The 12,104-nt window shown below is 43.6% G+C and carries 14 protein-coding genes and 1 other RNA gene; 5 read left to right on the forward strand and 10 right to left on the reverse strand.

The window, feature by feature from the left end:
* Window positions 1-100: 100 nt before the first annotated feature.
* The 10 genes from QZV86_RS06080 to QZV86_RS06125 all read right to left on the reverse strand — a co-directional run bounded on the left by QZV86_RS06080 (window position 101) and on the right by QZV86_RS06125 (window position 7,602).
* Window positions 101-655, reverse strand: a complete 555-nt coding sequence (locus QZV86_RS06080; protein WP_295625047.1) for a pseudouridine synthase — start codon at window positions 653-655, stop codon at window positions 101-103.
* Window positions 656-696: 41 nt separating this feature from the next.
* Window positions 697-1,152, reverse strand: a complete 456-nt coding sequence (locus tag QZV86_RS06085; RefSeq protein ID WP_366925689.1) for a histidine phosphatase family protein — start codon at window positions 1,150-1,152, stop codon at window positions 697-699.
* A gap of 34 nt (window positions 1,153-1,186) precedes the next feature.
* Window positions 1,187-1,477 carry a DUF167 family protein gene (locus QZV86_RS06090; protein WP_295625049.1) on the reverse strand — a complete coding sequence of 97 codons (291 nt, stop codon included), beginning with the start codon at window positions 1,475-1,477 and terminating at the stop codon, window positions 1,187-1,189.
* Window positions 1,478-1,488: 11 nt separating this feature from the next.
* The gene (locus tag QZV86_RS06095) at window positions 1,489-2,064 is read right to left on the reverse strand and encodes a YggT family protein (protein ID WP_295625051.1); all 576 of its coding nucleotides are present in this window, start codon (window positions 2,062-2,064) and stop codon (window positions 1,489-1,491) included.
* A gap of 44 nt (window positions 2,065-2,108) precedes the next feature.
* Window positions 2,109-2,921 carry a pyrroline-5-carboxylate reductase gene (gene proC / locus QZV86_RS06100; RefSeq protein ID WP_295625053.1) on the reverse strand — a complete coding sequence of 271 codons (813 nt, stop codon included), beginning with the start codon at window positions 2,919-2,921 and terminating at the stop codon, window positions 2,109-2,111.
* Between the two features lie 106 nt (window positions 2,922-3,027).
* Window positions 3,028-3,858: a bifunctional DNA-formamidopyrimidine glycosylase/DNA-(apurinic or apyrimidinic site) lyase gene (gene mutM, locus QZV86_RS06105; protein WP_295625055.1), complete on the reverse strand. Its 831-nt coding sequence runs from the start codon at window positions 3,856-3,858 to the stop codon at window positions 3,028-3,030.
* 14 nt (window positions 3,859-3,872) lie between these two features.
* Window positions 3,873-4,730, reverse strand: a complete 858-nt coding sequence (locus QZV86_RS06110; protein WP_295625057.1) for a DUF4340 domain-containing protein — start codon at window positions 4,728-4,730, stop codon at window positions 3,873-3,875.
* Complete coding sequence (locus QZV86_RS06115; RefSeq protein WP_295625059.1) at window positions 4,727-6,088, reverse strand: DUF4350 domain-containing protein; 1,362 nt, start codon at window positions 6,086-6,088, stop codon at window positions 4,727-4,729. Before QZV86_RS06115 ends, QZV86_RS06110 begins: the two co-directional genes overlap by 4 nt.
* Window positions 6,089-6,107: 19 nt before the next feature.
* Complete coding sequence (locus QZV86_RS06120; protein WP_295625061.1) at window positions 6,108-6,851, reverse strand: ABC transporter permease subunit; 744 nt, start codon at window positions 6,849-6,851, stop codon at window positions 6,108-6,110.
* Window positions 6,852-6,870: 19 nt separating this feature from the next.
* On the reverse strand, window positions 6,871-7,602 hold the full coding sequence (locus QZV86_RS06125) for an ATP-binding cassette domain-containing protein (protein ID WP_295625063.1): 732 nt from the start codon (window positions 7,600-7,602) through the stop codon (window positions 6,871-6,873).
* Window positions 7,603-8,060: 458 nt separating this feature from the next.
* Between QZV86_RS06125 and QZV86_RS06130 the strand changes: the two genes are divergently transcribed.
* The 5 genes from QZV86_RS06130 to ssrA all read left to right on the forward strand — a co-directional run bounded on the left by QZV86_RS06130 (window position 8,061) and on the right by ssrA (window position 11,984).
* Complete coding sequence (locus tag QZV86_RS06130; protein WP_295625065.1) at window positions 8,061-8,717, forward strand: OmpA family protein; 657 nt, start codon at window positions 8,061-8,063, stop codon at window positions 8,715-8,717.
* An 81-nt stretch (window positions 8,718-8,798) separates the two neighbouring features.
* Window positions 8,799-10,139, forward strand: a complete 1,341-nt coding sequence (locus tag QZV86_RS06135; RefSeq protein ID WP_295625067.1) for a TRZ/ATZ family hydrolase — start codon at window positions 8,799-8,801, stop codon at window positions 10,137-10,139.
* Between the two features lie 10 nt (window positions 10,140-10,149).
* Complete coding sequence (gene ubiG, locus QZV86_RS06140; RefSeq protein ID WP_295625069.1) at window positions 10,150-10,857, forward strand: bifunctional 2-polyprenyl-6-hydroxyphenol methylase/3-demethylubiquinol 3-O-methyltransferase UbiG; 708 nt, start codon at window positions 10,150-10,152, stop codon at window positions 10,855-10,857.
* 27 nt (window positions 10,858-10,884) lie between these two features.
* Window positions 10,885-11,547 (forward strand): HAD-IA family hydrolase, encoded by a 663-nt coding sequence (locus QZV86_RS06145; RefSeq protein ID WP_295625071.1) that lies wholly within the window; start codon window positions 10,885-10,887, stop codon window positions 11,545-11,547.
* A gap of 76 nt (window positions 11,548-11,623) precedes the next feature.
* Window positions 11,624-11,984, forward strand: a transfer-messenger RNA (tmRNA) gene (gene ssrA / locus QZV86_RS06150).
* Window positions 11,985-12,104: the final 120 nt, after the last annotated feature.

Consider the following 12,104-nt stretch of genomic DNA (forward strand, 5'->3'; position numbering starts at 1 on the left):
AGTAAATTTCACCAAACAAAACACTATGATTCTTAACTATTAACTAGGAAACTATCTTTCATAAAAACCTCAGAGAAAGATCCAGCAATTTTTATTTATCCTAGCTTATATCTGAATCAGCAAGCATGCGCCATTCTCCTGGCACGATATCTTGCAATGTATACAAACCAATTGCATAACGGATTAATCGCAACGTTGGAAAAAATACCGCCGCTGTCATCCGCCTTACTTGACGATTCTTGCCTTCCTTGAGAATTAAAGACAACCAAGCAGTCGGAATATTCTTGCGAAATCGAATCGGTGGTTTTCTTTGCCAGAGAAAACTGGGCTCATCCATCAAGCTTACTTGCGCAGGTTGTGTCTTAAAATCATTAAGAACCACGCCACGGCGCAACGCATTAAGTGCAACATCATCCGGCTTACCTTCCACTTGAACCCAATAAGTTTTCGATAGCTTAAACTTTGGACTGCAAATTCTATTTTGCAGCTTACCATTGTCGGTCAATAACACCAATCCTTCGCTATCGGCATCTAATCTTCCTGCCGGATAAAAATCCGGGAAAGGAATAAAATCGTGCAATGATTGGTGCCCATCTACTGGCGTGAATTGGCAGATCACTCCATAGGGTTTATTGAACAAAATTATCCTAGGCATGATACGACATCATATATGCACGATATTTAACTTCAATTTATTCATAGCATTTCAGGGTAGATCACAGTATGCAACACTGGTTCAAATCCATTCCCATTTTTTTGAGACCGAATCCACCAGACAGAGCCTTTTTTCACGCTCAACCCAGCAGGAATAATTGGAATCAAATGACCGGCCACATTTCCCAATGTTGGTTGATGACCGACAATTACAACTGCACCTTGATAATTAGGCCAATCAGCTACAGCAAGAATGTCGTGAGCATTTGCACCTGGACCAATTGCAGCCTCCGTTATAAAATCGGATCGTAGCGCCATTACTGTCTGCTGTGTACGATGCGTTGGGCTCACTATCACCTTAGTATTTTCCGGCAATTTAGATCGAAGCCAATCAGATATACGGTTTGCCTGATTTAATCCTTTTTCAGTCAACTTACGAGCCGCATCGGGAAAGCCATCCTCAGCTTCTGCGTGGCGCCATAAAATCAAATCCATCATGTTTTATCAGGTGAATCATTCATTGATACTAGCCCTACAATATATTAAATAACACACTCGGACCATGCACAGACCGATGAATCATGATTACTTTATGTCGTGACTTGCCACCCTGCTTCAATATCACTTGCCCAATGGGCACATCAAATCGTGTTGCAAGAAATCTAATCAATACCAAGTTAGCTTTGCCTTCCACAGGTGCAGCTGCGAGTTTTATTTTAAGCGCGCCACCATGTAAACCTGCTGCTTCAGTAGTTTTTGCGCCGGTTTGGATATGCAGTGTCAGAACGAGATTGTTTGTTTCATCATATCGATACCAACTCACTTGCAGTACACCTATCTCAGCATTGCAGCAATTTCCGTATGTATTCCCGCAACTACCATCAACAACACTTGGATTAAAATCAGCACAAATAAAGGTGACAAATCTACATTAGCAATAGGCGGGATATTCCTACGAAAAACAGCGAGAAATGGGCGAGTAAAACTATCCAACAATGGCGCCAGTGGACTGTTTGGGTTAACCCAAGACAAAACGGCTTGTACAATGATCATCAGTAATACAATATAAAGTGTTGTTTTAATAATTTCAACAATACCCAGCAGCCCGATCGCCCCTGATGCAGCTATAATATTCGATCCAAAGTCATTGCCTGGCATCACATAGACGATGCTCACAACGATACATTCCAGCAACCAAGCAAGCATCAGAGTAGATAAATCAATACCTGCCCAACCGGGGATAATACGACGTGCAGGTTTCACAATAAAATCAGTCACCGCAATCAAAAACTGAGATACCGGATTGTGGTAAGGGACTCGCAGCAACTGAAAATAAAAGCGCAACAATAACGCCAAAGAGAACAACCCCAAAGTAGTATCAAGAAGAAAAACAAGGATCTGATTGGACATAGATATTTCCCAAAAAACGATAATGGATAGTTGTTCTTTTAACCTTATCTTCTACCGAATTCATCACTCATTTCATGTGAGCGATCACTTGCAGCATGGATGGCAGTTATGATCTTACACTTAATATCACTTTTTTCCATAGCTTGAATTGCCCGTTCGGTAGTGCCCCCTTTAGAACTTACCCGCGTGCGCAGTGTAACCACATCTTCATCACTCAAACTAGCCAACTTGCTCGCCCCCACAAAAGTCTGCAAACTGAGTTGTCTGGCTTGAGCTGGTGTCAACCCCAATTCTATCCCTGCCCGCTGCATGGATTCAATAAAATAAAAAACATACGCAGGTCCACTACCGGAAATTGCGGTTACTGCATGTAACATTTCTTCTTCTGCCACCCACAGTGTCGTGCCTACTGCAGCCAGAATCAACTCGGCATTACTTTTATCTTGCTCATTCACGCGTGAAGCTGCATAAAGACCCGTAACACCTGAACGCACAAGTGAAGGCGTATTTGGCATAGCACGCACCACTCTTTCATAACCGCCCAACCAGCGCATAATATCTGACGTACGAATGCCCGCTGCAATCGATATTATTAATTGATCCTTCAATAAAGACGCAAGATCCTGAGTCAATTCATACAACTGTTGGGGTTTCACGGACAATAAAACAACATGACTCTTTGCGATGCCGTCGGCGAGATCACCTGTAGCCAGAATACCAAATTCAAGTTTTAATTTTTCACGGTTTTTTGCATTAATTTCGACCACATACAACTGTTCAGCTGCAAAGCCTTGCTGCAACAATCCGCTGATTAATGCAGTAGCCATATTGCCACCACCAATGAATGTAATATTCATATTAACCTTGTAATGAGTTGATTGATCCATTAATAAAGCAGAAGAACCTACATTTAAAATAATTTGCGAAAATTATTCATAATCCGACTCGAGTTGTAAGTTCCCGTCAATGCTGACAACCCGGACAATAAAAACTGGAACGCTGGCCTTGCTTAATCTGCTTAATTACACCGGCACATTGCTTACACTGTTTACCACCGCGCCCATAAACCCAATATTGCTGCTGAAAATACCCCGGGGTTCCATCGCTATGCACAAAATCACGCAAACTACTGCCCCCAGCTTCTATCGCCAACTGCAAAGTATGCTTAATCGCTTGAATCAATCTTTCATAACGCCCTTTGCCAATTCTGCCAGCCGTTACTTTGGGATTGATTCCGGCCAGAAACAAAGCCTCATTCGCGTAAATGTTACCAACACCCACTACTACCTGATTATTCATCAGAGTTTGTTTGATACTCGCACGCAATCCTCTGGTTCTTGCAAATAAACGTTGCGCATTAAAATCTGCTGTCAATGGTTCCGGACCTAAATTCGTCAGCAGTGGATGCTGCGCAATATTTCCCGCATGCCATAGCACCGCACCGAAGCGGCGCGGGTCGTGCAACCTAAGAATGGTCTGATCATTAAGAATTAAATCAAAATGATCATGTTTTCGCGGCAATTCTGGCGATTGCGCCAATCTTGGCAGTAAAACACGTAAACTGCCCGACATTCCCAAATGAAGAATCAGTATTCCTCTACCGCAATCCAACAACAGATATTTGGCCCGTCGCACCACCGCTTGAATCGTCGATCCCGACAATAATTCAGGCAAATCATGCGGTATTGGCCAACGCAGCATTGCATTACGAATAATAACGTTAGCAATTAACTTACCGGTCAAATGCGGAGCAATACCACGACACGTTGTTTCGACTTCTGGTAATTCCGGCATCAGTGTTCAGAAATTTATTTATTCAACAACATTGTGCTTGGGTTAATTAATTGCTGTCCCACTTCAATCGGAAAGTAATACCCAATTTTTTCCGGCATGCGTCGTAGCACTATCGAATATTCATTTTGTAGCATATTGAATCTTACTATGTTTCCATTCCGCATACTGATTTGTATAATGCCTCTTTCAACAAAACCAGAATCAAGCCCTCCCTCCAATTTCACCGCTCCAGCTCGGGCAGTTTGCCACAATTGAATCCACCGTGTAAGCACTTCATCATCAAATTTATCCTTAGAATAAGGTTGGATGGTGCGCCATCTGTGATTTTGAAATTCCACTACCCATCGGTCCATTTCAAATCTAATAGGAATCTCATCGGGTGCCAGTAATTCTGAGTTAATTAGATCGCTGACAGTTAACGACATGGCAAGCGCATAACGCGGTGAAATCAAATAAACAAAGTCGTTGGTCACAACATATTGTTGATTAGTTGTCGGGGAGAACCCGCCAAAACCGAAATACTCATTGTCAGCATACAACTGAAGATAAGGTCGATCCAGATTAAATCGCTCCAGATTTTCCAGTGCAAAACGCTGATAGCTACTTGCCTTCAAAATTTCCAGAATTTCTCCGATTTTTTTCTCATCTGCTCTTGCTTGTATCGGTTCGGTCATCCACCACTGATCATTCGATTGCTTTAAAACAATTTCTTGCTGCTTATTCAGGATACGCGCACTCTGCACAGACTCACCCGTGGTGGTAGAAATCGGATATTCCTGAATCGCATCAGATTGCGGCCTAAAGTAGAGAAACACCACCAAACCTGCGATGGTAGCAAACATAATCAAATTTAAACGAGAGTGATGAGTCATTTTGCTATTCTTCTGCGACGCCACCAAATAACAAATCCACATACCAGAAAGAATGTGGGCAGTAACACAAGAAAACCCACGGCAATCAAAGCAAGCTCAGATTCACTTAAAATCAAACTACTATCTATTGTTGCACGTGGCTGTATCACAATTAATTCTTCATCACCCGTCAACCAATTAATTAAATTAACGCCAAAATCCAGATTGCTACCATTCCCCAAATACATATTAGCTAGAAAGTGTCCACTACCGACAACGACAATGCGTTGTTCGCGATCCCGGATATTACGCACCAATGCAACCGCTATGCTGACCGGGCCGGGCACGTCTGTTGCTTGATCAAAAGTAATGCTTCCATTCAGATCATCGGTTTCGACCCAACCCTGCTGGGCCACTTCAACCAATGCGATACTACTCCAGTCTTCATTTTCATTTATCGTAATCTGGCGTGCAAAGGGAAATACCGTAATATAGTCAAAATTATCGGTTATCACATGCCGTCCATAAATTGCGCCTAAAGCAAATGTAATCGGTGCCTTAAGCTGTTCGGCTTGAGGGTCAATGACAACGCCCGGCGTAAGCGTTAAACGCAATTTTTCCGTCAATGGCAATAATCCACGTAGTGATTCCTGATCGACCAGCCATAATAAATTACCCCCTCGATCAATATAATTCAGCAGTCTGTCCACTTCTCCTGGCAACAAATCAGCCTGGGGTGAAGCAATCAGCAATACACTTGCATTTGCGGGAACATCTTGTTCAATCGCAAAATTCAATGTCTGGCTGTTAAAACCATTGGTGCGAAGATATTTGCCAAATTCGCCTAAATCATAATTGGCATTCCCTTCGAGCCTGCGTTCTCCATGACCACTCAACGCTACAATCAATTTATCTTCTGCTCGCGCCAAACGCATCAAAGCATTAGAAAATGCCTGTTCGTTAATGGTAGTTAAATGCTCAGTCCTCTGGTTGTATTGGATTACCAATTCGCCATTGACCTTCACATCAGCTTGCTGTGTCAGTATGGGTTGTTCAACCGGATCAATAAATGCTAGAGAAAGATCCGGCTTTATTCGCTGATAAAGCCCAATAAAATCGGCAATAATTTTTCGAATATCACCAAATTGCGCGTGCTGCTCAGTTGCATAGGCTGTCACTAGAATCGGGGCATGCAATTTTTGCAGAATTTCAATACTGGATTCACTCAGACTATTTCGCCCATTCTGGCTAACATCCCATTGAAAACGATATTGCGCCGCAAAAAAAACCAGCACCATGAGTAACAACAATAACAAAACAACAAATACGCCATTTTGTATTCGGTAGTGTCGTCGTAGTTTTTTATTCAGCAGTGTCATGTCGTATCATCAAAGTTACCTACCCATGTAAACGCTCACCATTCAGGCGACGAATTGTCAGCACTAAGAAAGTCACGATAAACAATACACAATAGGCAATACTCAAGGTATCAATCAAGCCCTGATTAAAATATCTAAAATGCTTCAACAGAGAAATATAGTGAATCCAACCCTCTGTTTCACTCGCAACCAGATCGATTACCCACAGTCCCAATAGCACCCCCAAGGAACCAATCGCAGCAATCGCCGGTTGCGCCGTTAGGCTTGAAACATAAAGGCCGAGCGCTGAGAAGCACGCAGTCACTAAAAATAATCCTAGCGTGTTGCTGAGTAACAAGCCCAAATCCAATACCCCGCCTATTCGCAATGAAATAGATAATGTGACAATCAACATAACCACGACTGCCAGAAAAATCATTAAGCCTAAAAATTTACCTAATACAATATCGGTGATAGAAACTGGCGAAGAAATTAGTAAAGTCAAAGTGCGGTTTCGACGCTCTTCGGCCAATAAGCGCATAGATAATATCGGTGTTAGCATCAACAAAACAATTGCTGCCAAAGCAAAGACAGGAGAGATAATAACTTCCGTAATTCCCGGAGAATTGATCACTTGCAGTAATTGCGATTGTATCTCAAGAAAAGCATCCAATCGCACCAGAAAAAAGCCTGCGAACACGAGCTGAATCAATGCCAGCATTATCCAAGCCAAAGGAGAAATAAACAGCATACTTAATTCCTTACGGATAATGGTCACTACCATGGTATATCTTCCTGTTTATTCATGACTGTGTCAGTTGCGTAAATATATCTCCCAGATTACTGTCTTGTTGCCGCAACTCGATCATAGTTTGGTCAAAAACTACCGTCCCCTTGTGCATGATTTGCACTCTGTCACAAACATTTTCAACTTCAGGCAAGATATGGGTTGATAAAATAACACTACTCGCCACCCCCAACTCTATGATTAATCGCCTTATTTCTAGAATTTGATTGGGATCAAGACCAACCGTTGGCTCATCAAGAATAATCACATCTGGGTTATGAATAATTGCTTGCGCAATGCCCACGCGTTGCTGAAAACCCTTAGATAATGCTCCGATCAAATGTTTGCTCTGATGACCTAAGCCACAGCGCTGTTTCACATCTTTTAACATAGTTTGCATGGCTTGTTTGTCAACACGATGTAATCGGGCAACCAATAATAAGTATTCATCAACCGTCATATCGAAATAAAGCGGTGGAACCTCAGGCAGAAAACCCAAATGCGCCTTGGCTTCTAGCGGCTTATCCAATAAATCAATGCCACAGATTTCTATGCTGCCACTAGTTGGCGCAAGATTTCCCGACAGCATGCGCATGGTTGTGCTTTTACCTGCGCCATTAGGTCCGAGCAGTCCCAATACCTCTCCTCGCCTTAATTGCAGGTTAACATCATATACCACAGCATGATGCCCAAAATTACGACACAGATTCTGTGTTGACAAAGTTACCGACCCCGACGCATCGATCATACAAGCAAGTCCCTATAATTTAATAATCGCATAAAGAATTTTTAATCGGTGACGTAATCTCAAGCAATCGTGCAATCTAGATTGCCTGATTTAATTAATAGTATATATTTCGAACTACTCTGGAATTCACCTGCTTTGATTAAATTGCTACAATATCAAATGAAACAAAGCAGTATATTTCCTTTCATTAGATCGCGAATTCTATTATTAGTATGAGAACCGCATGATTTTTATCGATTAAGCATACTAATTCCCTTAGTTCAATTCAATTTACAACACGTTTCCGTTGTAATTAAACAACATATTAATTTGCGATAATATGCAAACAAACTGATAATAGAACACTAATTAGCTCGAAGTAGTAGAATAGCAAAGACTTTCAATTGTAATGGCAAGGCATTTATTTGCATTGCCGACAGAACTTTCAGAAATATAGTTTTCATTAAAAGGACAACATCATGAAAAAAACATCAGCCAAAAATACTCTTATTGGAATGATTCTTATACCAGCAATGTTTTCTGGTGCTGTCTTAGCACAAGAAACAAACACTGATCAATCAACCAAACCGCAAGCTTACGGCATTGATGGCCGTGGTGAGGTTGCAAGAAACTCAACTGGGTTATGCTGGCGCACCAGCTATTGGACACCCGCCATGGCAATTCATGAATGTGACCCGGATCTGGTCAAGAAACCAGTAATAGTAGCGGAAGCGCCTCCACCACCGCCTAAAACAACACCTGAAAAAATCACATTCTCTGCCGATGCTTTATTTGATTTTGATAGTTCAAAATTAAAACCCAATGGCATTCAATCTCTTAATGAATTTGTTACAGGTATAGAGGGTGTAAAATATGATCTTATTATTGCTGTAGGTTATGCTGATCGCATCGGATCAAATGAATACAACAAAGCACTTTCGTTACGTCGTGCCGAATCGGTAAAATCGCATTTAGTATCAAGGGGCATTGACCCAAGTCTCATCTTTGTTGACGGCAAAGGCGAAGCCAATCCAGTAACAGGCAATACCTGTGCTGGTGAAAGAAGATCCAAAGAATTGATTGCTTGTTTAGCACCTGATCGTCGGGTTGAAATTGAAGTCGCAGGTACCCGATAAACCACATTAGTTTGTTATTGTTGCTAAAAAAGCCCTGCACATTCCAGCGGGGCTTTTTCTTTTATACATATTGCTTAACAAATGAGTAATCGGGAAGAGGTTGATGCATTAATTGAAGCGAAATGGATTATTCCTGTTGAACCTGCTGAAATTGTTCTCAATCAACATGCCATTGCAATTGATCAAGGACTCATCAAAGATATTCTTCCGATAACCGAGGCCAGTCAACGTTACAAACCGCAACAAACACTCACTCTGAGTGATCACGCATTAATTCCGGGATTGATCAATTTGCACACTCATGCAGCCATGACGCTTATGCGAGGACTTGCTGACGATCTACCTCTAATGAAATGGCTCAACAAGCATATCTGGCCGACAGAAAATCAGCATGTCAACGCGCAATTTGTACTAGATGGTACTCAGCTCGCTTGTGCTGAGATGATCAAAGGTGGCATTACCTGCTTCAATGACATGTATTTTTTCCCGGAATCCTGTGCGAAAGCCGCGATAAGTTCGGGAATACGCGCCGCTATCGGCATGATTGTAATTGATTTCCCGACACCTTATGCCAGCGATGCCGACGATTATCTGGCCAAAGGATTGGAATTACGCGACAAGTATCAACACAATTCGCTGCTATCCTTCTGTTTTGCACCTCACGCGCCCTATACCGTCAGCGACAAAACCTTTAACAGCATTCTGACCTACGCAGAACAACTCGACGCACCGGTTCATACCCATTTGCATGAAACCCGGGATGAAATTCGCATCAACCTGGAATCAAGTGGGGTAAGACCCTTAGAACGCATGCAACAATTAGGACTACTCAGCCCCAATTTGATCGCCGTGCATATGGTGCATCTGACCGATTATGAAATTAAACTGGCACACCAATATAATTGCAGCATCGCACACTGTCCTTCATCTAATATGAAATTGGCCAGTGGAATTGCACCAATCTCATCATTAATAAATCAAGGTGTTAATGTCGGCCTCGGCACCGATGGCGCAGCCAGCAATAATCGCTTGGATATGTTTGAAGAAATGCGCCTTGCGGCGCTGCTAGCCAAAGTAACCAATGGCCGAGCAGATACCCTCCCCGCCCATCAAGTGCTGAAAATGGCTACCTTGAACGGTGCCAATGCTTTAGGATTGGGTCAACTGACTGGCTCATTGACCATTGGAAAAGCAGCCGATATCACAGCCATCAATTTCTCTCACCTTAATCTTACCCCTTGCTATGACCCCGTCTCACATTTAGTCTATGCCGCAGGCCGTGAAAACGTGAGCCATGTGTGGGTAAATGGTAGAATGCTGCTGGAAGACAAACAATTGACGACGCTTAACCAAGCTGAACTGCAATATCGCACAACCATCTGGCAAGAACGTATTGCGGCAACGTCAAAACAATCGAACTAAAGGAGCGCACATGGAAAATGACGGTATTAACGCTGATCCAATGGAACTCGAGAAATTCAGCCAGCTTGCTCACCGCTGGTGGGATCCGAACAGTGAATTTAAACCATTACATGATATCAACCCATTACGCCTTAACTACATCAATGACCTGACTGAAGGACTGGCAGGAAAAACCGTGCTGGATGTCGGTTGCGGTGGCGGCATTCTATCCGAAAGCATGGCATCATTGGACGCACATGTCACCGGCATTGACCTGAGCGATAAAGCACTCAAGGTGGCCAAGCTGCACCTGCTGGAAAGCGGTCATGACGTTGATTATCGCAAAATTACCGTAGAATCTCTGGCGCAAGAAAAACCGCATTACTATGATGTTGTCACCTGCATGGAAATGCTCGAGCATGTGCCCGACCCAATGAGCGTTATTCACGCGTGCACTCAATTGGTCAAACCAGATGGCTGGGTATTTTTCTCAACCATCAATCGCAACCCGAAATCCTATCTGTTCGCCATTATTGGCGCAGAATATATTTTAAATCTATTGCCGCGCGGCACGCATGAATATGCCAAATTTATCAAGCCTTCCGAACTTGCGCGTATGGCGCGTAATGCTGGCCTAACCGACGAAAAATTGATCGGCATGACGTATAATCCGTTCACCAAAATATATGCATTGGAAAATGATACCGACGTCAACTACATCATGGCATATCGCAGCTAACTCACATTTTATCGCTAAACGCACTGAATGATTAAGGCGGTTCTCTTTGATTTTGATGGAACACTGGCCGACACCGCGCCCGACCTCGGTCATGCCTTAAACCGGCAACGCACCGCACGCGGGTTAACCAAACTGCCTATTACCCAGATCCGTCCTGTCGCATCCGCAGGCGCGCGAGGGCTGCTGGGACTCGGCTTCAATATCAAGCCCGGCGACGATGACTACGAATCCATGCGCGATGAATTTCTGGATTTTTACACCCAGCGGCTGTGTCACGACACTCGCTTGTTTCCAGGCGTTGAAACCCTGTTGAATCAAATGGAAACAATGAATTTACCCTGGGGCATTGTCACCAATAAGCCTTCGCGTTTTGCGCATCCAATTATCCAAATGCTCGGTTTAGCGCAACAAGTCGCCTGCGTCATATGTGGCGACGAAACCACTCACATCAAACCGCACCCTGAACCGCTCCTGGCAGCCAGCAGCAAAATGGCCGTTTCCCCTACCCACTGCATTTATCTGGGTGACGACATACGCGATGTCCAAGCCAGTTTGGCAGCTGGCATGCAGCCCATCGTTGCACGCTATGGCTATCTGGGCAATGATCAACCGCCTGAAACCTGGGGCGCACACCATCTGATCGATCATCCTGAAGAATTGCTGGCTCACCTGCAAAATAATACTCATTAATTCTGTTAGAATACCCGACACAGGACTTGAACTTTTAGATTTCATCACCATCCTAAGCACTACCAAAACGAATACCGGGGACGATCTGGTTTCGACGTGGGTTGCAAAGCAGCGCAGGGCATACCGAGGATCAGATTACCTCGTAAATCCATCTGAAAACAATAGTCGCAAACGACGAAAACTACGCTTTAGCCGCTTAATTCGGCTAGCCTCTGCACCGGTGGGCCTCAACGCCGGGTCTGGCAACAGACAGCAGAGTTACTAACGAGGATCGCGTTCTATAGTGCCACTTTATAGAACGTTAAACGCAAGGTGACTCGCCTGTCATCAGCCTGCCAGTTGGCGGTTGCCAGGTTAAATCAAATAGTATGGCTAAGTATGTAGAACTGTCTGTAGAGGGCTTGCGGACGCGGGTTCGATTCCCGCCGTCTCCACCAAAAAACGGTCTAATCCAGACCACTCAAGACCAACTAAGACCCATATAAAACAGGGTCTTAGTTCGAGTCTCACAAATCCCCCATTAGTCTCGGTTGGTCTCCATAGGCCTCGGTTGTGGC

Source organism: uncultured Nitrosomonas sp., from assembly GCF_902826915.1.
In the GTDB taxonomy this organism is placed as follows: Bacteria; Pseudomonadota; Gammaproteobacteria; order Burkholderiales; family Nitrosomonadaceae; genus Nitrosomonas.